The organism is Dokdonia sinensis, assembly GCF_003688895.1.
GTDB lineage: Bacteria > Bacteroidota > Bacteroidia > Flavobacteriales > Flavobacteriaceae > Dokdonia > Dokdonia sinensis.
The window spans coordinates 288280-308621 of record NZ_REFV01000002.1; the positions used below are offsets into that span (position 1 = coordinate 288280).

Genomic DNA, 20342 nt, shown 5'->3' on the forward strand with positions numbered 1-20342 from the left:
CTAAGGAATATCTATCGTTTTGCGAGTAGAACTTTCCACGCGTTATCCACATTTTTTTTGGCCAGATACTGTTGCGCAAGTTTGTGTCGATTTCCTGTTGCATCTTGAATTAGCATTTGCCTTAAGGCTTCGTGATCGTTTATAAATGCTCTAATGCTTTCCTGACTAGGTAAGGCTTCTACATTCCCTAACATCCCGAGGTCGTTTCCTGTGAGTACGGAACTTAATCTTATGTGTTCTGGGATTTGATCTACGCCGATACCTGTTTGTGCTATGGGTTTAGGTACTTCAAATAATCCCTCTTTTGCACGACTATACCAGTTTCCTCCCATACGAGCTACCTGGTCTATTTTGAGTGGGTCTATTTGCCCGTTGTCATCAATTATAGATTTATCTATGTGTATTTTGAGTATTTCACAGATTACAAGATTTCCTGCGCCACCCTGATCTCCTAGCGCTTTTACCTCAATGACTTTACATTCAAATTGTACTGGAGACTCTCCCACGCGTGGTGGTTTTACTGTTTCTGAAGCCACTTCGGTGAGGCCGGATTTTATAAATTCGTTTATACCCTTCTCATAAGCTGTACTTGCAAGAGACATTTGTTGCACCATTGCGTAGTTTACGATATTAACTGTACATTCTGGAACCTCAAGAACGTTATCTAGCGTGTCTTTTGTAGCGTTGTCCCGACCACTTCGTGACGGAGAGTAAACAAGGATAGGAGGATTTGCCCCAAAAACATTAAAAAAGCTAAAGGGAGCAAGATTCACCTCGCCTTTTGCATTTATGGTACTTGCAAAAGCAATAGGTCTTGGTCCTACAGCTCCAGTGAGATGTCCGAATAATTGAGGGATGGGGAGTTCTTTTGGGTTTATGGTAAACACTATTTTGAAATTTAAAATGTTAGACAAAAGTAAGGAGAATGTTGAGGTGTACGCCTTTCCTTTTGTCCTAAAGTTTAGTAAGATGTTATTCTGATATTGAAGTGTTTTACGCTTTTGCGAAAGCGGAATAAAAATAAAACAAAGTCCTATCTTTAAATTTTAAATGATTGTTTATGAATTTTAATACCTCTCCGCAGTTTGCGCGGTGGTTTATCATTATCTCCTCCCTGATCATAACCACGCTTATTTTGTGGAATGTATCGCTGTTTTTTGATCAACTCAAGGACGCAGAGCGCTCTCGTATGGAGCTTTACGGAGCTGCCCAGAGAGCATTTCAAGAGACTATAGATGTCATTCCAGAAAGAGAAAATACCGATGCAAGAATATTAGAACGGGCGCTCTCAGGGCTTCACTTTAAAATAGTTACAGATAACAAGACCATTCCTATAATAAAATACAATCTTGAGTCAGAGACTTATGCACCAACTAACATCAAAAATGGGGATAAGCTTTCTCAAGAACAGCTCGCTGCCATGGCAAAAGAGTTTGAACTCATAAACGAGCCTATACCTATTGCTCCTGGGGGTAAAGTAGATGATATTTTGTACTACACGAACTCTCCAGTAATAAGCCAGCTTAAATATTTTCCTGTGGCTTTGATGGTTATTGTTATTCTATTTGTAGCGGTTATCTACTTTTATTATTTGACATCAAAGTCATCTGCTCAGAACTTGCTTTGGGCAGGAATGGCAAAGGAAACTGCTCATCAGATCGGGACACCACTTTCATCACTTGTAGGCTGGACGGAAATCCTAAAAACAGAAAATGTTGATCCAAGTTATATAGAAGAAATGACTAAGGACATAGACCGTCTAGAAATGATAACGGAACGTTTTAGTAAAATAGGATCAGTACCAGATCTTGAAGAGCGGGACCTTATCGTAGAGACAAGAAAAGCCTATGATTATCTAAGCAAGCGTAGTTCTAAGCTTGTAGAATTTCATATTGACATACCTCAAGGTACTTTACCTGTAATGCTTAATGAGCAATTATTTGGCTGGACGGTAGAGAATCTGGTAAAAAATGCCATAGACGCCATGAAGGGAAGAGGTGTACTTTCTGTAATCATAAAAAGAGATACCCGATACGCTAAGGTCGAAATATCAGATACTGGAAAAGGAATCCCCAAAAGTAAGTTTAGAACCGTTTTTGAGCCTGGCTTTACTACAAAGAGAAGAGGATGGGGATTAGGACTCTCACTAGCCAAAAGAATTATAGAAGAATATCACAACGGTAAAATCATAGTCCTTAAAAGTGAGCCTGACCAAGGGACCACGATGCAAATTTCCTTAAAATTAAAGGAGTGACTAGAGTCAAAAACATACAGGAAGAGATACACTACGAGGGATTTGCGTCCATCCGAGAGGTGACCTTTGATTATCAAGATACTCAGGGAGATTGGCACCATATAAAGCGGGAAGTGTACGATCGCGGTAATGGAGCAAGTGCGTTGCTTTATAATCGTGAGCGCAACACGGTATTGCTTACAGAACAATTCAGAATGCCCTCTTTTCTTAACGGAAATCCCTCTGGAATGCTCATAGAGGCCTGTGCTGGAAAACAGGACGAGACCGACCCTAAAAAAACAATACTTCGTGAGATAGAAGAGGAGTTAGGTTACAAACTGCCCGCTGTGGAGAAGGTAATGGAGGTTTATATGACCCCTGGAGGAAGCACGGAGATCATCCATTTATATCTGGGTGAATATTCAGATGAGTGCAAGGTAAATGATGGAGGTGGGTTAGATTGTGAGCAAGAAGATATAAGGGTTGTTGAGTATGCTTTTGCAAAAGCGTTATCACTCATAAAAACTGGAGAAATTAAAGACGCCAAAACAGTCATTCTATTACAGCATCTGCAACTCTCAGGTATTATGGATTAGGCAATTTTTTAAAGGGAATGCCGTTTTTCTTTTATGTCAAAATCGCTAACCACGTTTTACCGTGCCTCTATTAAAAACAACTGTCCAGAATGTTTTAGTACATCGGGTATGGAGTTATTATTTCAGCAAGAGTGGGACGATACTAAACTTTATAAAAAAGCAACAAATACAGTTCGAGAAGTTTTAAAATGTCATCATTGCGAGGCGCAGATTTATCCTGTAAATTGGACAGAGGATATTGAACGTGTGTATGCTTACCACCTCAAACTCGCCGAAAAAGATCGTTATTTTAAACTAAAACCACTTGCGCTTGGGTTGATTGGGTTAGGATTGCTTACGGTTGCGTGTGGGGTTTATATCATCTTGCAGTTATAGATATTGTTTGATTTCCTCTGTCAAGCCCTCAAACTCCTCCTTTTCCATTTTTACCTTCTCCACAAATCGCATATCCTCCATAGATTGTAATGGCAATAAATGCACGTGTACGTGAGGTACTTCCAGCCCTATGACAGACATCCCAATACGCTTGCAAGAAACCGCTTTTTCCAGCGCAACGGCTATTTTTTTTGCGTATGCCATTAATGCGAGATAATCTTCGTCTGAAAGGTCAAAGATTTTGTTAACCTCCTTTTTAGGAATACAAAGGGTATGACCTTTTGTATTAGGATTTATATCAAGAATCGCAATATGATGGTCATCCTCGTGAACAATGTGGCCAGGGATTTCTCTGTTGATGATTTTTGTGAAGATGCTGGGCATAAGGAACTTGAATTTGAGTTTGAACTTGAAATCGAATTTTTTTAACTAAGATTTTTTATGCGCGTGACTACTATTCTAATTAACTGATCGTTTTCATCCTTTAGCGGATTTAATACCTCATTAGCAAATAGACGAGCCTTAGATTGTATATTAAGATTGCGCAAGGATTCCCGCAATTCTTTTAGACAAATTCTAAGTTTATTAATTTTATCCTTGTCTGTTCCGTCTCCTAAAGCTTCCCCATAGTTTAAGGCAGAGACGCAAGAAGAACGAATAAGTTGTTTGGCTAGATAATCACCAGTGTATGATAAGGGTTGTTTGTCATGTAGAATAATGATAGCGGCCGCATAATCTTCTAATCGTTCAGTCAAATTATATTTAGGTTCGTTCATTTAATATTATCAAATTCAAATTCAAATTCAAATTCAAATTCAAACTCAAATTCAAGTTCGAGTTCAAATTCAAACTTAGTCTCTGGTAATTTCAACAACATCAAACTTCATTATACCATTTGGTACTTGTATTTCTGCAATGTCTCCTACTTTTTTACCTAGAAGGCCTTTCCCAATAGGAGAATCTACAGAAATTTTTCCTGTCTTAAAGTCTGCCTCGTTTTGTGCGACCAGTTTATACTTCATCGTCGCACCGTTTGTTTGATTCTTTATGGTTACGGTAGAGTGCACCAGCACTTTTGAGGTGTCCAGCTGCGACTCATCAATAATGCGTGCATTAGAGAGGAGTTCTTCCATTTTTGAAATACGCATTTCTAACATTCCTTGCGCTTCTTTTGCAGCATCATACTCGGCATTTTCACTTAAATCTCCTTTATCTCTAGCCTCAGCGATATCTTGTGAGGCTTTAGGGCGTTCTACATCCCGTAATTGGTTTAACTCTGCTTTTAACTTTGCAAGTCCTTCTGCGGTGTAATAATTTACCTTGCTCATAATCCGTATTTTAAATCCGCTTAATGCGGTCATTATTTTATACAACAATTCCCACTAGAGTGGGAACAAAAAAATCCCTTTTACTATCGGGATTACTATCTCAAATATACAAAATATTTCGTAGGCTAATTCGTTTTGTGGTAAATTGCATTTCCTTAAAACACGATAGCTATGCGTAATCTATTATCCCTTTTGTTTATGAGTGTCCTTATCTTTTCTGGGTGCAAAGATGATGATGAGGTGCGCAATAGGAATCCCTTTTTGCTAGACGTAGGTTTTAGTCAGCGGTTAAGTCCTATACAATCGCAAGATCTTCAGTTTCCCAGTAATTCTGTATTTGTGGGTAATGTAGGCGTGAGAGGAGTTTATGTTATTAATACAGGTAGTGGTCTAAGAGCATGGGAGGCGTCAGATCCTAATCACGTAGCAAATGACTGCTCTACAATGGTACGCGATGGTATAGAGGTAACTTGTAGATGTGGTGATGAGAATACCTATAATTTATTTACTGGTCAATCTTCAGGAGAAGTACTGCAATATACACTATTACAATATCGAGTAGTAGAGAGCGGTGGAACGGTTACGATTTCTAATTAAAAGGGGCTAATATCGCATACTGCAAAAAAAAGCCACTCCGAAGAGTGGCTTAAAGAGCAGTCTGAGAATGTCCCCCAACTTGTATCAAACTGTCTTTCTATATGGGCTTACTTTATAGAGTTTCTTAAAACGTTAAGGTTGCGCCTGCAAGAAAATTAATCCCCGCTTGTGGATAGTATCCTGCACCCTCAACAGTTGTAATTTCTCCAGGCACAGTAAAATCATCGTCAAATGTAAAGAAGTACCCATTAGAAACATATTTCTCATCAAAAATATTGTTTACCAGCACATTAAACACCACGGATTTGAATACTGAGAGATTTTTAAGCTCGTACGAAACGTTTAAGTCGTTAATAAAAAACGAATCTAACAAAGAGTTCTCACAATCAATATTACCCAGATATTGTTCTCCCACATATTTTGACAAGAAGCTTACGCGAAAATTCTCGAAAGGTCTATACTCGATCGTATTTCCTATAACAATCTCTGGAGAGTAGGCAATGTTAGTATTCCCTAGATTAAGAAGCACCCCATCACGACGAAAGAGGAAATCCCTGTTTTTATTTGTGCTTAAAGCCACATTAGGCATCACCGAGAGTTTGTTTGTCACCGCAACGGCCGCGTCTATTTCTATTCCTGCGCGATAACTATCACTATTTACTCGTATTGGGGCACCCACATTATCTAGCTCTCCTGTCGGGATAAGCTGGTCTGAGTATGCCATATAATAGCCATTTACATTAAGCTTTACTTTTGCTGTGTTAAATCTCCATCCTAGCTCAAAATCATTCAGTTTTTCTGCTTGCGGGTCGCCGTTTTCAAAATCCGTACGGCTAGGCTCACGGTTTGCCCTAGCGTATGAGGCATAAAACTGGTTACTCTCGTTCAGTTTGTAACTCAGTCCGGCCTTTGGGTTAAAGAAGTTGTAGTTTTCATCTACGATAAATTCTTCGATGTCCGAGTTTATTCCATCTGTTTTGTAGGTGATAAATCTCCCTTGCAAGTCTAGATATGCGCTCCATTGTGGGGAGATGCGGAAGTCCGCTTTCGCGAAAGCGGAAAATTCATCTTTCTCCCCCGTCCCAAAGTAATAGTTGTCACCCGTCTCGCTATCGCTGGCAAAACGTGCCCAAATCACTTCGCCAAAATGATCTCCGTCATACTTACTCGCATATAATCCGGAAGTGACATCCCAAGAACTGTCCTTGTAATTTACACTAGCACTAGCTACGTAAAAATCGTTATCCAGCCAGCGACGTCTTATAATATCTGTGGTTGTAATCGTCTCGCCTCCAATGGTCACATCATCCAGCCCGTAAAAAGCCAGCGAACTTTCATTGCCAAAATTCACATTCTGCTCGAACCAATCGTCCACATATTCTTCAAAGAAGCCACGACCATAAGTGTAGTTTAAACTCACCTGTGAGCTCCAGTTATTGTCATAGCGCTCATTCCAATGCAGTTGATAGTGATCTTGCTTATAATCATCTACTTGATTGTTGTGAAAACCAGTAAGATTGCCCTCATTGTCATATTGTGCTCCCGCAGGGTTGAAGGTAGGATTGTTATCTACCGTTGCTTGGTCTACCCCAAACCAAGATTGATATGTCACCTCAGACCCGGCAAAGTTGATTGCCTTTATGAGAGTGTTGTCATCTTTATATGCCGCTTGAAGAAAATAAGACTTTAAATCTGAGCTTGCACGGTCTATGTAGCCGTCAGATTTTATTTGGGAGATCCTTCCCGAAATTTCTACGTGCTCATTGAGCAGTCCAGTGCTGAATTTTACATTGTGACGTCGCGTGTTAAAGGAACCGAAGGAGTTGTTTATTTCGCCGTAAGGCTCCTCAGAAACAGCATCCGTAAGAATATTCAAACTTGCCCCAAAAGCTGCCGAACCATTTGTACTCGACCCCACACCTCGCTGTAATTGTAAACTCTCCACAGAGGAGGTAAAATCCTGAAGGTTTACAAAAAAGGATGTGAGACTTTCTGAGTCATTATAAGGTATACCGTTTATTGTCACATTAATCCCTTGATTCCCCGTGCCGCGCACTCTAAAACCGGTGTAGCCTATCCCTGCTCCCGCGTCAGACGTGGTGACGACTCCTGGCAGGAAGTTGAGCTGGGTAGCGATGTCCTGACCTAGATTGCGCTTTTCTAAATCTTCAGCATCTAGGTTAGAGTGTGTGATGGGCGAGTCTGCATCTACACGGATGGCGCTTACTAGGACTTCGTCTAGACTTTCGGTTTTCTGAAACAACTGAATGTTTAGAATTTGGTCATTTTCGACGTTTATCTCGTGTTGCTCACTCGTATAGCTCATATAGTTGAACTCAATGATATGAGTCCCTTTTTCGAGACTTAAAGTGTATTTTCCCTCTAAATCTGTCGTGGTGCCGTTTGTAGTGCCTTTTTGAGTTACGTTAGCTCCTGGTAGCGGCCCCTCTGCATCTGTCACTGTTCCAGATACCGTAAATGTCTGTCCAAAACTGATTGCTGTAAAAAGCAAAACTGCAAAAAATAGGATTTTTTTCATCCGTAAAAATTTTTTAGTTACGAATACAAAGGGCAAATATTCTACGAGTGTTATTAGTAATACCTGTCTGCCGGTGGCAAACGCATTGAAGAGGTTTCAACTTGTCTAGGCAAGTCGCTTCTCAAGAGAAAGGACGTCATTAGTTCTCGACTACGCTCGAACGGACCTTCATTCTCATTCCTAAACAGCATTACCTGTTCCAGGTTCAACGGGTATAATCTCAGCTTGTTAAAAAGCACCCCTTTGAGATGAGGCAAAGATAGGGTGTAAAAGAGGATTCAAAAGAAAGAATTTCCATATTTTTTTACCTCGCATACACACAGGTAAACCCTTCAAATTCTAAAAAGTCGACATTGTAATGAGACTGCACGCTATTATATTCGACTTGAGCTGTAGTTTTTGAGTCGTCAAAGGAAAAGTCTTCCACATAAATATGTTTAAGGAAGCTCAATCCTTCTTGTGCGTAGAGTTTGTAAATTTGAAAATGAGGTGAAACGGAAAGTTTTGAAAAATTTAAACTGAAAAAGTTTTAAATTTTTTCAAAACAACCACCCCGAAAATTTATTTGGCATACACACAGGTAAACCCTTCAAATTCTAAAAAGTCGACATTGTAATGAGACTGCACGCTATTATATTCTACCTGAGCAGTGGTTTTTGAATCGTCAAAGGAGAAATCCTCCACATAAATGTGTTTTAAGAAGCTCAGTCCTTCTTGAGCGTAGAGCTTATATATGGATTCTTTGGCACCCCATACGATGGTGAGTTTTCGTACTCTGGCTTCAGAGCTGGTTAGCGTGTAGTATTCTTCTATTGGGGTAAACTTCTGGGCAATACGTAAAATCTTATCACGTTGCTTTTCAATATCAATCCCTACGGGATGATCACTTACTATAATTGCAGAAAAATTATAGCTGTGGGTGATTGATATGTGCTTTCCATCTTTTAGGTGGGGTTTTCCTTGATCATTATAGTACAGGTCAAAATCTGTGTAGCCCGCTTCGGCGAGGAGGTGACGTATGCTCATAAAACCCCGTTGGTGCAGTTCGGACTTCATTGAGTCTAGTCTATTCTGGCAATGGTCTGTGAGAATCTTAGTTTGCCCTTGGGCTAGGCTCAGGGTTGACTTAAGCGTATTTATATCCTCTTCTATTTTCCAAATATAGACTTTAGTGGTGGGGGAGACTGTTATGGTTTTGTGAAGAGGCATAATCTGGATGGTTTTCTGTAAGTTATTGCTTAATTTTGCGCCCGACTCTTAGGAGTTACTATGAATACTAAAGATAACAAAATGAGCACAAAGACAGTACCGTACGTACCGTACAAAGTAAAAGATATTTCCCTAGCCGCGTGGGGACGTAAAGAGATTGAACTTGCAGAGGCAGAGATGCCAGGCTTGATGTCTTTGCGTGAAGAATATGGAGATGAGCAACCACTTAAAGGAGCGCGTATTGCAGGATGTTTGCATATGACTATCCAGACGGCGGTGTTAATTGAAACATTAAAAGCACTTGGGGCTGAGGTAACTTGGTCTTCTTGTAATATATTTTCTACTCAAGATCAAGCCGCTGCAGCAATTGCAGATGCTGGAATTCCAGTATATGCTTGGAAGGGTATGAATGAAGAAGAATTTGACTGGTGTATCGAGCAAACGCTCTTCTTTGGAGAAGATCGCAAGCCACTTAATATGATTCTTGATGATGGTGGAGATCTTACAAATATGGTACTTGACCGTTACCCAGAACTTGCAGGAGACATCAAAGGACTTTCTGAAGAAACGACCACTGGAGTTCACCGTTTATACGAGCGTGTGAAGAATGGAACATTGCCTATGCCAGCCATAAACGTAAATGATTCTGTGACTAAGTCTAAGTTTGATAACAAGTACGGATGCCGTGAGAGTGCGGTAGACGCCATACGTCGTGCAACAGATACAATGCTTGCTGGAAAGCGTGTGGTAGTTTGTGGATACGGTGACGTAGGTAAAGGAACAGCAGCTTCTTTTAAAGGTGCAGGTTCTATCGTAACTGTTACAGAGATCGATCCTATTTGTGCGTTACAAGCTGCAATGGATGGTTTTGAAGTAAAAAAATTGAACACGGTCGTAGGTAATGCAGATATCGTGATTACAACCACAGGAAATAAAGATATCATACGTGCAGAGCACTTTGAGGCGATGAAGGATAAGGTGATTGTTTGTAATATAGGTCACTTTGACAACGAGATTGATATGGCTTGGTTAAACGGAACGCACGGAGCGACTAAAGATGAGATTAAGCCTCAGGTAGATAAATACACGATTAATGGAAAAGACATTATCGTTCTTGCCGAAGGTCGTCTAGTAAACTTAGGTTGTGCTACAGGTCACCCTAGTTTTGTAATGAGTAACTCATTTACAAACCAAACACTCGCGCAAATTGAACTTTGGAAAAATAGTGCTAACTATAACAATGAAGTATATATGCTTCCTAAGCATCTGGATGAGAAAGTAGCAGCATTGCACTTGTCTAGATTAGGTGTAGAGTTAGAAACACTTTCTAAAGATCAAGCAGACTATATTGGTGTGACTGTAGAAGGGCCGTTTAAGCCTGAGTATTATAGGTATTAGATTTGAGATAGCAGAGGTGAGACTTTAGACTTCTCGCGTTTTTGCTTTCGCAAAAATTTTTTATGACAAAACCCACGTTTATGGCGTGGGTTTTTTTATTGTGTAAGTATGATTGGTTTAGCCTTTTCGTGAGATATACTCAGGATAAATCGCAAAAGCGTAAAACTATTGTTTTACCAGCGTAAGCGCAGCACTTTCACCTTCTTTAAGGCTGGTGCGTGTTGTAATTAAATCCATCCCGTCTAATATTTCGACCTTAACTGTATTAGGGGCTGAGGTTCCCTCGTTGAGGGCAACAACCTTAATTACAGTAAAGTCTTTTGTGATTTCAACTGCGATTTCTCTTTTCTCTTTTTCTATAGCGTAGTCTTCTATGATGAGTTCGCCATCTAAATAAAGGTTTATACGGTCATTATCTACTTTTCCTGCATCGTATATAGAGATGACTACTCTTTTTGTTCTGGCAAAAATATTGAGATTTTCATCTTTTTTTACAACGCTCATTGTAAGTGTGTCCACCGTACGTTTCATACTTACTTTCTCTTTTACCTCCTCAGAGATTTTTTTAGATTTTTGAATTTTCTTATCAATAGAAGCGACCCTATCTTGTACTTGAGATGCGCTAGACATTATGATCTCGCCTTTTAGGCAAGGCGCTCCGTCTTGGTAAGCACTCGTAAAGTCACCACTAAAACCCTTGTCTACATCAAGCTTGCGCATTTTCCCCTCAAAATGTACTAGGCAGAAATCAAGTTCTGTAATAGGAGACTTTGTATAGACAATGTTATATTCTTTAAAAGCAAACTGGTTTGCCTTGTCGTCATAAGTACCTCGTACGTTAGACTTAGTTTCGTGTTTTCCACCAGCATCTGCAATAGAATATCCTTGTATAATTCCATCGCGTTCCTCAAGCGCAAGCTTATATTGTATAAAAGAGGAGTCGTTGAGTTTAAGAACACCTAAGTATTCATAGGCATCTCCCTGTGCTAAGGTTGTTGTATATGTTATAAATAGAATAAATAAAGAAAGATATTTCACAGACGTAATTATTTTTTAGGTACTTTTAAGTATCTAATTTAAAACCAAAGTAATTATGAAACTTAAAATTACACTTTTATTTGCGCTTTTATTACTTGTTTCATCTAATATGTATGCTGGATTTCCAGTAACAAGAGTTGTAGCAACAACTGTAGAAACTGTATCTGAAACGGCTACTGTAGATATTACTTCTCCAGCGGCAACAGAGCTAGACAGACAAACGACTGCTATTATATTGTGGGCACTACTAGGAGGTCTTGCAATACACCGTTTTTACCTAGGAAGTCCGATTTTGTGGAACATCTTATTTATCTTAACCTTTGGGTTCTTCTTCGTAGGTTGGGTGATTGATGGTGTCGAGATTATTACTGGAACTTATCCGGGACTTTAACACAACATATATGTAATTGAAAAACCCTCCAGCGATGGAGGGTTTTTTTGTGCGCTTTCGCGAAAGCGTAATTATATTAAATCTTTATCTGCCTATCGATTTGTTGATCCAGCGAAATGAAAGTTTCTGTGCGAGACACGCCGTCTATAGCCTGGATCTTGTGATTGAGAAGATGCATCAAATCTTCATTGTTCTTACATAGGATTTTGATAAGAATAGACCAGTTTCCTGTTGTATAATGACACTCAATAACCTCTGGAATATCCTTGAGTTGTCTTACTGCTCGAGGGTTGTTTGCCGCACGTTCTAGATAAACCCCTATAAATGCCATCGTGCGGTAGCCCAAAACTTTTGGGTCTATCGTAAACTTAGATCCAGAAATTAGTCCAGATTTCTCCAGCTTACGAAGTCGCTGATGAATCGCAGCTCCAGATATACCCACTTTTCTAGCAATCTCAAGAATGGGCGTGCGAGCATCTTCCATAAGTTGGCGAAGGATAATTTTATCTATTCCGTCTATAATGAGTTCGTCTTTTACAATTTTCATAGGTCTTGGTTCTGTATTGAAAGTCTAAAGTACACAAATTGTAGATTTTTGTAACACCTTGCGACGCTTATGAGATTAATTGCAAAGAGAATTATGTTATAGGGGTTTGATTTTTACGCTTTCGCGAAAGCGTAATTATTCCCTATATTTACGGTGATGTCAGACACTTCTTGGACACATCTTCCTTTAAAACTCAAGTTTCTTATAAAGAGAAACCCAGAGTGAGACTGCTTTACTTCATTTTGAGTAACTTTAAAGCAATCTAAATTCTAATACAATGCCATTTTATCATAAGTTAGGGGAGATTCCTCCTAAGCGTCACACGCAATTCCGTAAGCCGGACGGCGAATTATACTCAGAACAACTCTTCGGGACCATAGGTTTTGATGGGATGAGTACAAATAGTTACCACGTTCATCGCCCGACGCAGGTAAAGGAAATACGGAAGCAATACTCTGTAAAGCCTGAGATTGCTAGGGAAAATAATATGCAATCATATCGTTTCAGAGGTTTTGAAATCAAACCCGAGAAGGACTTTTTAGACAGCAGAAAACCTGTGTTGACAAATAGTGATTGCACGATTATTCTAGCAGCGCCTCAAAAACGCACTCAAGACTACTTTTATAAAAACACAGACTCAGATGAACTGATTTTTGTGCACAAGGGTTCTGGAAAACTCAGGACGCACCTGGGGAATCTAGATTTTAAGTACGGTGATTATCTATTGATCCCGCGAGGAATTATTTACAAGATGGATTTTAATACTGAAGATAATAGACTTTTTATTGTAGAGTCTCGCCGTCCTATTTATACGCCTAAGCGCTACCGTAACTGGTTTGGGCAATTGCTGGAGCATTCGCCATTTTGTGAGCGCGATTTAAGGCAGCCGTATGAACTAGAAACAAACGATGAGAAAGGAGAATTCCTAATCAAGGTAAAGAAACAAGATGATATTTTTGAAATGGTTTACGCCACGCATCCTTTTGATGTGGTAGGCTATGACGGGTATAATTATCCGTATGCATTTTCCATACACGATTTTGAGCCTATTACGGGACGTATACATCAGCCACCACCGGTGCATCAGACTTTTGAGACAGATGCTTTTGTAGTCTGCAGTTTTGTGCCTAGAAAATATGATTATCATCCGCTCAGTATTCCTGCTCCCTACAATCATAGTAATATAGACAGCGATGAGGTATTATACTACGTAGATGGCGATTTTATGAGCCGTGCAGATGTAGAGGCTGGACATATCTCATTGCATCCTGCAGGAATCCCTCACGGACCACATCCAGGAACCGCCGAAAAAAGCATAGGAAAAGAAGGTACAGAAGAACTTGCAGTTATGGTCGATACCTTTAAACCCTTGAAGCTTTGTAAAGAGGCAATGGGTATAGCAGATGAGGGATATTATAAAAGCTGGTTGGATCATTAATTCAATTAGCGAATTAGAGTAATTCGAGAATTAGCAAATGAGAAATGAAACAATTTTTTCCCGCTTTCGCGAAAAACTAACCGTTTACAACTTTGAATATGGAATATACTTTTAGTGAGAAATACAAAAACAACGTAATTCTCGAGAAGACTTTTAAGTTTTCCATTGGAATTGTCCTTTATGCTGAACAATTAGAAGAAAAAAGAAAATATGTCCTTTCCAGACAAATATTAAAAGCAGGAACCTCTATCGGGGCAAACGCTAAAGAAGCTCAAAACGCAGAAAGTACCGCAGATTTCATTCATAAAATGAAAATTGCGCTTAAGGAGGCAGATGAAACTGAGTATTGGTTATTTTTATGCGAAGCTATATCTCATTACCCAGATTGTAAACATTTGCTCGAAGAGCTTAAAGGGATATTAAAAATTTTAAATAAAATTATAAGTTCGAGCAAACGCAGGTAACGAGCGCTTAATTCGCTCATTTGCAAATTACCCCAATTCGCTAATTGTTTAATATGGAAGACAGAAAACTACCCGCAGACCCGCTGGCCACCATAGGAGGAATACTTGCCATTGTTATAGGAGTAGTGGGATGTTGTTGCTACGGGATTACGGCTTTGATTCCTTTAATAATTGGAATTATAGGGCTTGTTGCTTGTAATCGAAGTTTACGAGAGTATCGTAATAATCCAGAAGGGTACTCTTCCGTAAGTAAGAGTAATATAAATATGGCAAAGGTGTTGAACATCATCGCGATCGTTTTTAATGGATTGATTGTTCTCATATTTTTAATTATGTTTCTTGTGTTTGGGGTGGCTAGTGCAGCTTCTATTTACAAAGTTATGGAAGAAGGTGGCTTTGAAGGTTTGGAACACATAGATGATCAATCTTTTGAGGCCGAGGATTATGAAGATGATTATAATTATGAGGAGAATGATGAGTATTCTGATGAAGTAGATTCTTTGAAGTTCGACACAATGATTATAGAAGATGTTTCTATAAAAAAGGATACTTTATATTAGTACGCTTTTGCAATTTATCCTGAGTTTATCTCACGGATTTATCCTGAGTTTATCTCACGGAAAGCGTAAAAATTATTTTAACAACAATAGCGAATATGCGGATGAGATTCCCGCCTTCGCGGAAACTTAGACAATATGAGCAAAGACTTAAAATCCGTAAACTACGGGCTGGAAAAAATTTTTGAAGATGCGCAGGATTTCCTTCCGCTTCTGGGGACCGATTATGTAGAGTTTTATGTGGGTAATGCAAAGCAAGCAGCTCATTTTTATAAAACAGCATTTGGTTTTCAATCGTATGCTTACAAGGGACTGGAAACTGGGTCTAGAGATGCTGTAAGTTACGTGTTGAAGCAGGATAAAATCCGAATTGTTCTTACTACACCGCTCAATAGTAAGTCAGAAATTAATGACCACATTGTAAAGCATGGCGATGGTGTCAAAGTTGTTGCACTATGGGTAGACGATGCGAGAAGTGCGTATGAAGAAACTACAAAACGGGGAGCAAAGTCCTACTGCGAGCCGTTTGTAGAGTCAGATGAGCACGGGGAAACCGTACGTGCAGGAATTTATACCTACGGAGAAACCATACATATGTTTGTAGAGCGCAAAAATTATAAAGGAGCTTTCCTTCCTGGTTTTAGAAAGTGGGAATCAGATTATAATCCAGAACCTACAGGGCTTAAATATATAGACCATATGGTAGGAAATGTAGGTTGGGGACAGATGAATACCTGGGTAAAATGGTATGAGGATGTGATGGGATTTGTAAATTTCTTGTCCTTTGACGATAAGCAAATTCACACGGAGTACTCGGCACTTATGAGTAAAGTGATGAGTAACGGTAATGGACGTATTAAATTCCCGATAAACGAACCGGCAAAAGCAGCCAAAAAATCACAAATTGAAGAATATCTAGATTTTTATGAAGGAGCAGGAGTGCAGCACCTCGCGATGGCGACAGATGATATCATAAAAACGGTTGCACAGCTCAAGGCACGTGGTATCGAGTTTCTACCACCACCACCACAAACCTATTATGATGATATCCCACAACGTCTGGGTGAACATATGAAGGTGATGAAAGAAGATATAGAGCGGCTACAAGAACTATCTATTCTCGTAGATGCAGATGAGGACGGATATCTGTTGCAAATCTTCACAAAACCTCTTGAAGATAGGCCCACACTCTTTTTTGAAATCATACAGCGCATGGGAGCCAAAGGCTTCGGGGCAGGAAACTTCAAAGCCCTTTTTGAATCTATAGAGCGAGAGCAGGAGCAACGAGGGACGTTGTAGAGATTATATATTATAACTGAGAAAGGGCTATTCGTTATGAATAGCCCTTTTCACTTTCTAAAAGTCCCCCAACTTTTAGATTCCTAACAAACAAAATAATTAATTAATATTTACCGTTCTCCCGCAACCAGAGTTTGCGCTGTAAACTCTGTTAGAAGTACTTTTGTACGATGATGTTGTACCTACAATGGTTTCTTGCTGTAAGTATGCGTCGCGACCACAAGACCAACTTGCCGTGCTGCCGGGGGCAATCTTTGTACCTCTATTATTACTCCCTGAACTACCAACGTAAACGGTACTGTTAGAGTTGTTTCTAAGCGTGACCGATCCTCCTCCGGAAGAGCCATTTTCTCTACGTCTTGCTGCGAGTACAGCTTGACCTTCTGGGCTAGCCCAGTACGCGTCATTTATTTTTTTTGCTTTGGCATCATCTGCTTTTGCTGCATCATACAATTTTTTGAGATTTGACTTATCTTGAGCAGTCATTGTATAGGCATCTTCCTTTGCCTTCATAGATTTAAGGTAGTCACGTACTAATTGCTCTGGATTTTTTGCCATTAATTGTTTGTACTCTGGACTGCTACCTTCTCCAGAAGGACGTTCGTTTAAAGCGGCTTCCTTGAGCTTCTTCCAGAATTTACCTTTTTTCTTTTCTTTCTTCTCCGCTTTTGCACTACCATCTAAGATCATAATGCTGCTTATTTTAGAAAAATCTGTCAGATCATCAGATAAGCCCTTTAAAAAGAAGATGTAATTGTCAAAAGCTACATAACCTCTGTTATAACCCGTATGGTGAAGCACCCTCGTATTTGGAAAGCCTACATATTTTATAGCACTTATTGCAATGCCGTTGTAGTTATTGCCTAGGGAAGTCCTTCCGTCATCTAATACTTTTGTCACTGTTATTCCAGCAGAAAGTGGTCCTAAACTATGACGCTCTATGACCTGATGATAGGTTGTTGAAGCTTGTGCTGCAGGCTCACCATTATCATTTTTATACAAATCTCCATAAACTTGATATTTTGCATCTGGACCGTGAGCATCCAATGTTTGAAAAAAAGATTTTTGTGCGCTTAAACTAGAAATTGTAAGTGCTAGGAATGCACTTAAAAAGAATTTAGTGTTCATAGTAAATTAATAATTATGTTCAACGATGAGTCAAAACTAATTTTAAAAATCATTGGGATTTTAAAAATCTGCTGAATAACCGATATCCTTTCTGAACTACAAATTCTGTAGTGATGATTTTTAAATGTTTGCAATACGCTTTCGCGAAAGCGTAAACCTTTAGCAACAATTACGGTTATTGAGCAAGTAATGAGAATGCTGTGTTGATTTTTGACGATATTTGACTGTGCTGAGTCGTCTTCAAATAAGTATTGCGTTTCTGGGTCTTGTGATTGGTCTCAATAGTGTCGCGCAGGAACCTGTGCAGATTCATTTTACGGAGAAAGAAGGTCTGCCTGACAAAGAATTTTACAACGTAGCCGAGGATAGTAAAGGCTTTATGTGGTTTGCAGGTAATAAGGGACTCACTCGTTATGACGGCACCTCCTTTATAACATTGGAACATCCAGAAAAAAGAGGTCTCTCAGTTTTTGAACTTGAGGTAGATCATAAAGATCGTGTTTGGTGCGTAAATATTTCTGGACAACTCTTTTATACAGATGGTAAAAAACTAGAACTCTATGCAGATTTAAAAGATGAACTTAAAGGAAGTCTTGCTGAATTAACAGTGTCGACCAAATTCATAACGTTGCACGCAAATTCGGTGCTCATCATTTTCAACAGGAAAACTGGAAAAAAGCAGACTATAAATACGTTAGACCACTCCATTTCTTTACCCGAAATAATAGGCGACGATCTATATCTTCTATATGACTTAGATGTTGTTAAGATTACAGACTACGGACTTGAAAAAGCCTTTGATGTGGGTTTAAATTTAGAAACTACACCCACTTATCGTCCAGGTACCCTACGACTAACTAGAATGGAGGATGATTCTGTGCTACTTTATGCTGTAAATGAGCAATTGGATATCACGTTATATAGTATTTCTAAGAAGGGTTTTCAGAAAACTTATGTGCCCGAACAACTTAAGAATAAACAGATTGTTGCCATAAAACGTGTGGGCAACTCCTACTGGTGGCTTACAAACAAAGGAGCTTTCTTTGTAGATATAGATGGGACATCAGTTATCCTAAAAAGCCATATCCTTTCTGAGAACTACATAACTGATGTAGCAAGCGATAAAGAAAATAATTTATGGTTTACAACCCTCCGTGATGGTGTTTATGTACTGCCAAATCTCGCTATAGAGAAAATAGGAATTTCTGAAGACCGAGGCCTAATTACCCGTATGGCCGCTGGTGCTGGTAACGATCTGATACTAGGTTTTAGTAGTGGGGATGTCGTAATATATGATACATCAACAAGCGAACAAACTATTGTGAATCTTCCAGGGGATCGTCGGATTTCCAGTTTATTGTATAACGAAGAGGAGGATGCTTATTGGTACTTTCAAGATATTCTATCTTATACTGCTCCGAGTAATGAACCTAACAATTTTAAATCTTTGCCTTTCCAGCAAGTGTCAGTAAAAAGCATCATAACATTAGGCGATAATTATTATGCTTATGTAAATTCTGGAAATGTCGTTGTCACAAAAGATCAATTTTTCAATAATAAAAATAACAAGGAGTATTCAGATCTTTTTATCGGAAAGCGAGGTTATAAAGTAATTCAGACACGCGATAAAGACAATATTTATATCGCAACTGTAGACGAACTTCTTATACTAGATAAAGCTTTTGACCCCAGTGTTATCAAAAATGAAGAAGGGCAAGACATCCTTGGTCAATCTTTTGCACAAACAGATGATGGTCATATCTGGGTGGTTACGTTTACTAATGGCTTATATGAAATAGAAGGAGCAGAAGTTATCTCCCATTATAATGAAGATAACGGATTGCTTTCTAACAGGACAACTGTTGTGGCAACCCAGGGTAATGATGTCTGGATCGGTACAGATAAGGGGTTGCAAGTTCTGGAAAGATCCTCAGCTCAAGAAGTATTCAAGTCCCTTACCAAGCAGGATGGGATTTTAAGTTATGATATAAAGGATATTGTCATTAAAGGAACGTCTGCTCATATTGCAACAGGTAACGGACTTTTTAAAATGGATACAGAGAAAGCCTTTAAAACTTTTGAACCCTCAGAACTATATCTCACTGATGTCATAATAAATACCGTTGAGCAACCGCTTAAAGATTTCTACGAGATGCACCAGGGGGCAAGTGACTTTACAATACGTTTTAATGCAAATGGATTTAGAGGGTTATCTAATGGATTCTTTAAGTATCGATTATCTGGATACAGCAAGTCTTGGACGACTTTGAGGCAAGGAGACAATGAAGTACAGTTTGCGAGCTTACCTAAGGGTGACTATACCTTTCAGATAGCTCCCGTAAATGATTCAAGAAACCCTGACAATTTAATTTCTGTATCACTCGTGGTGTCCGTGCCTTTTTATAAAGAAATTTGGTTTTATGGTGTCCTTGGGTCAGCGTTTATGATAGGAACAATTCTTTATTACAGAAGGCTTTTAGGTCGCAAAGAAGCTCAGCGTACAAAGGAAAACGAAAGGCTACAATTAGCAAATCAGCTCACGGCACTGAAGCTCGAGAACCTTCAGTCTCAAATGAATCCGCATTTTATATTTAATGCCCTTAATAGTATTCAGGATTATATTGTGCATAATGAAAAAGATCTTGCAAGCAGCTATCTTGTAAAATTCTCACGTCTTATCCGTATGTATCTTGAGCAGTCTAGGAAGAACAGCATAACGCTGGATGATGAGTTACAGGCAATGAGATTGTACTTACAGTTAGAGAAAGTGCGATTTGAAGATAAACTAGATTATGATATAATAGTAGGTGATGACGTAGTTCTTTCACAATGTTTAGTGCCACCGTTATTTATACAGCCATATATAGAAAACGCCATAAAACATGGCTTGTTACATCGCAAAGACAATCGAAAATTAAAAGTTCACTTTAAATACGATGTTATCCATAAATTTCTAGAAGTAGTGATAGAAGACAACGGAATAGGGAGAGTTGCCACACAAGCCATCAAAGATGCGCACCCAGGGTTTCATAAATCCTTTGCAACACAAGCAAATGACAGCCGAGTAACACTACTTAATAAAAACCGATTATCTAAAATAGAAGTTTTAATTATAGATCTTTATGACGATAATAAAATTGCCTCAGGGACAAAGGTGACGCTCAAAATCCCGAATAGAACTGACGTAAAAGATCAAGCTTAATCT

The 20342-nt window shown here is 39.1% G+C and carries 20 protein-coding genes; 11 read left to right on the forward strand and 9 right to left on the reverse strand.

Annotation, left to right across the window (positions count from 1 at the left end; translation table 11 throughout):
* Positions 1-11: 11 nt before the first annotated feature.
* Positions 12-887 (reverse strand): flavin reductase family protein, encoded by an 876-nt coding sequence (locus EAX61_RS03455; protein ID WP_121916261.1) that lies wholly within the window; start codon positions 885-887, stop codon positions 12-14.
* A gap of 173 nt (positions 888-1060) precedes the next feature.
* On the opposite strand from EAX61_RS03455, the gene EAX61_RS03460 reads away from it, so the two are divergent.
* From EAX61_RS03460 to EAX61_RS03470, 3 genes are all read left to right on the forward strand, one after another.
* On the forward strand, positions 1061-2254 hold the full coding sequence (locus EAX61_RS03460; protein WP_121916262.1) for a sensor histidine kinase: 1194 nt from the start codon (positions 1061-1063) through the stop codon (positions 2252-2254).
* Positions 2251-2829 (forward strand): NUDIX domain-containing protein, encoded by a 579-nt coding sequence (locus EAX61_RS03465; protein ID WP_121916263.1) that lies wholly within the window; start codon positions 2251-2253, stop codon positions 2827-2829. Before EAX61_RS03460 ends, EAX61_RS03465 begins: the two co-directional genes overlap by 4 nt.
* A gap of 108 nt (positions 2830-2937) precedes the next feature.
* Positions 2938-3204, forward strand: a complete 267-nt coding sequence (locus EAX61_RS03470) for a hypothetical protein (protein ID WP_121916264.1) — start codon at positions 2938-2940, stop codon at positions 3202-3204.
* Here EAX61_RS03470 and EAX61_RS03475 read toward each other — a convergent pair.
* The 3 genes from EAX61_RS03475 to greA form a co-directional block, all read right to left on the reverse strand.
* Positions 3199-3588, reverse strand: coding sequence for an HIT family protein (locus EAX61_RS03475; RefSeq protein ID WP_121916265.1), 390 nt, complete (start codon positions 3586-3588; stop codon positions 3199-3201). The two genes, EAX61_RS03470 and EAX61_RS03475, sit on opposite strands and share 6 nt — an antisense overlap.
* A gap of 41 nt (positions 3589-3629) precedes the next feature.
* Positions 3630-3980 (reverse strand): four helix bundle protein, encoded by a 351-nt coding sequence (locus EAX61_RS03480; protein ID WP_121916266.1) that lies wholly within the window; start codon positions 3978-3980, stop codon positions 3630-3632.
* A 75-nt stretch (positions 3981-4055) separates the two neighbouring features.
* Positions 4056-4532 carry a transcription elongation factor GreA gene (greA, locus tag EAX61_RS03490; protein ID WP_121916267.1) on the reverse strand — a complete coding sequence of 159 codons (477 nt, stop codon included), beginning with the start codon at positions 4530-4532 and terminating at the stop codon, positions 4056-4058.
* Positions 4533-4703: 171 nt separating this feature from the next.
* Here greA and EAX61_RS03495 point away from each other — a divergent pair, with 171 nt between their 5' ends.
* Positions 4704-5129: a hypothetical protein gene (locus tag EAX61_RS03495; RefSeq protein WP_121916268.1), complete on the forward strand. Its 426-nt coding sequence runs from the start codon at positions 4704-4706 to the stop codon at positions 5127-5129.
* Positions 5130-5253: 124 nt separating this feature from the next.
* Here EAX61_RS03495 and EAX61_RS03500 read toward each other — a convergent pair whose 3' ends face one another.
* Together EAX61_RS03500 and EAX61_RS03505 are read right to left on the reverse strand one after the other, a co-directional pair.
* Positions 5254-7668 (reverse strand): TonB-dependent receptor, encoded by a 2415-nt coding sequence (locus tag EAX61_RS03500; protein WP_121916269.1) that lies wholly within the window; start codon positions 7666-7668, stop codon positions 5254-5256.
* A gap of 561 nt (positions 7669-8229) precedes the next feature.
* Positions 8230-8877 (reverse strand): 4'-phosphopantetheinyl transferase family protein, encoded by a 648-nt coding sequence (locus EAX61_RS03505; RefSeq protein ID WP_121916270.1) that lies wholly within the window; start codon positions 8875-8877, stop codon positions 8230-8232.
* An 81-nt stretch (positions 8878-8958) separates the two neighbouring features.
* Here EAX61_RS03505 and ahcY point away from each other — a divergent pair, with 81 nt between their 5' ends.
* On the forward strand, positions 8959-10275 hold the full coding sequence (gene ahcY / locus EAX61_RS03510) for an adenosylhomocysteinase (protein WP_121916347.1): 1317 nt from the start codon (positions 8959-8961) through the stop codon (positions 10273-10275).
* A 165-nt stretch (positions 10276-10440) separates the two neighbouring features.
* On the opposite strand, the gene EAX61_RS03515 is transcribed toward ahcY, so the two are convergent.
* Positions 10441-11313 carry a hypothetical protein gene (locus tag EAX61_RS03515; RefSeq protein WP_121916271.1) on the reverse strand — a complete coding sequence of 291 codons (873 nt, stop codon included), beginning with the start codon at positions 11311-11313 and terminating at the stop codon, positions 10441-10443.
* A 55-nt stretch (positions 11314-11368) separates the two neighbouring features.
* Between EAX61_RS03515 and EAX61_RS03520 the strand changes: the two genes are divergently transcribed.
* Positions 11369-11704, forward strand: a complete 336-nt coding sequence (locus tag EAX61_RS03520) for a TM2 domain-containing protein (protein WP_121916272.1) — start codon at positions 11369-11371, stop codon at positions 11702-11704.
* 76 nt (positions 11705-11780) lie between these two features.
* Here EAX61_RS03520 and EAX61_RS03525 read toward each other — a convergent pair whose 3' ends face one another.
* A complete protein-coding gene (locus EAX61_RS03525) occupies positions 11781-12251 on the reverse strand; it encodes an Lrp/AsnC ligand binding domain-containing protein (RefSeq protein ID WP_121916273.1) in 471 nt (156 codons plus the stop codon).
* 277 nt (positions 12252-12528) lie between these two features.
* Here EAX61_RS03525 and EAX61_RS03530 point away from each other — a divergent pair, with 277 nt between their 5' ends.
* The 4 genes from EAX61_RS03530 (at position 12529) to hppD (ending at position 16009) form a co-directional block, all read left to right on the forward strand.
* Positions 12529-13689 (forward strand): homogentisate 1,2-dioxygenase, encoded by a 1161-nt coding sequence (locus EAX61_RS03530; protein ID WP_121916274.1) that lies wholly within the window; start codon positions 12529-12531, stop codon positions 13687-13689.
* A gap of 98 nt (positions 13690-13787) precedes the next feature.
* On the forward strand, positions 13788-14153 hold the full coding sequence (locus EAX61_RS03535; protein ID WP_121916275.1) for a four helix bundle protein: 366 nt from the start codon (positions 13788-13790) through the stop codon (positions 14151-14153).
* Between the two features lie 53 nt (positions 14154-14206).
* On the forward strand, positions 14207-14713 hold the full coding sequence (locus tag EAX61_RS03540) for a CCC motif membrane protein (RefSeq protein ID WP_121916276.1): 507 nt from the start codon (positions 14207-14209) through the stop codon (positions 14711-14713).
* 135 nt (positions 14714-14848) lie between these two features.
* On the forward strand, positions 14849-16009 hold the full coding sequence (gene hppD / locus EAX61_RS03545) for a 4-hydroxyphenylpyruvate dioxygenase (RefSeq protein WP_121916277.1): 1161 nt from the start codon (positions 14849-14851) through the stop codon (positions 16007-16009).
* Positions 16010-16108: 99 nt separating this feature from the next.
* On the opposite strand, the gene EAX61_RS03550 is transcribed toward hppD, so the two are convergent.
* Positions 16109-17137, reverse strand: coding sequence for a hypothetical protein (locus EAX61_RS03550; RefSeq protein ID WP_121916278.1), 1029 nt, complete (start codon positions 17135-17137; stop codon positions 16109-16111).
* A 226-nt stretch (positions 17138-17363) separates the two neighbouring features.
* Between EAX61_RS03550 and EAX61_RS03555 the strand changes: the two genes are divergently transcribed.
* Positions 17364-20339, forward strand: coding sequence for a sensor histidine kinase (locus EAX61_RS03555; protein WP_147448331.1), 2976 nt, complete (start codon positions 17364-17366; stop codon positions 20337-20339).
* Positions 20340-20342 lie beyond the last annotated feature (3 nt).

Bases quoted from the DNA above. Each gene is read 5' to 3' on its own strand.
- EAX61_RS03460 (WP_121916262.1), top strand. From the start codon at position 1,061: ATGAATTTTAATACCTCTCCGCAGTTTGCGCGGTGGTTTATCATTATC.
- EAX61_RS03470 (WP_121916264.1), top strand. From the start codon at position 2,938: ATGGAGTTATTATTTCAGCAAGAGTGGGACGATACTAAACTTTATAAA.
- EAX61_RS03475 (WP_121916265.1), bottom strand. From the start codon at position 3,588: ATGCCCAGCATCTTCACAAAAATCATCAACAGAGAAATCCCTGGCCAC.
- EAX61_RS03480 (WP_121916266.1), bottom strand. From the start codon at position 3,980: ATGAACGAACCTAAATATAATTTGACTGAACGATTAGAAGATTATGCG.
- greA (WP_121916267.1), bottom strand. From the start codon at position 4,532: ATGAGCAAGGTAAATTATTACACCGCAGAAGGACTTGCAAAGTTAAAA.
- EAX61_RS03495 (WP_121916268.1), top strand. From the start codon at position 4,704: ATGCGTAATCTATTATCCCTTTTGTTTATGAGTGTCCTTATCTTTTCT.
- EAX61_RS03500 (WP_121916269.1), bottom strand. From the start codon at position 7,668: ATGAAAAAAATCCTATTTTTTGCAGTTTTGCTTTTTACAGCAATCAGT.
- EAX61_RS03505 (WP_121916270.1), bottom strand. From the start codon at position 8,877: ATGCCTCTTCACAAAACCATAACAGTCTCCCCCACCACTAAAGTCTAT.
- ahcY (WP_121916347.1), top strand. From the start codon at position 8,959: ATGAGCACAAAGACAGTACCGTACGTACCGTACAAAGTAAAAGATATT.
- EAX61_RS03520 (WP_121916272.1), top strand. From the start codon at position 11,369: ATGAAACTTAAAATTACACTTTTATTTGCGCTTTTATTACTTGTTTCA.
- EAX61_RS03525 (WP_121916273.1), bottom strand. From the start codon at position 12,251: ATGAAAATTGTAAAAGACGAACTCATTATAGACGGAATAGATAAAATT.
- EAX61_RS03530 (WP_121916274.1), top strand. From the start codon at position 12,529: ATGCCATTTTATCATAAGTTAGGGGAGATTCCTCCTAAGCGTCACACG.
- EAX61_RS03535 (WP_121916275.1), top strand. From the start codon at position 13,788: ATGGAATATACTTTTAGTGAGAAATACAAAAACAACGTAATTCTCGAG.
- EAX61_RS03540 (WP_121916276.1), top strand. From the start codon at position 14,207: ATGGAAGACAGAAAACTACCCGCAGACCCGCTGGCCACCATAGGAGGA.
- hppD (WP_121916277.1), top strand. From the start codon at position 14,849: ATGAGCAAAGACTTAAAATCCGTAAACTACGGGCTGGAAAAAATTTTT.
- EAX61_RS03550 (WP_121916278.1), bottom strand. From the start codon at position 17,137: ATGAACACTAAATTCTTTTTAAGTGCATTCCTAGCACTTACAATTTCT.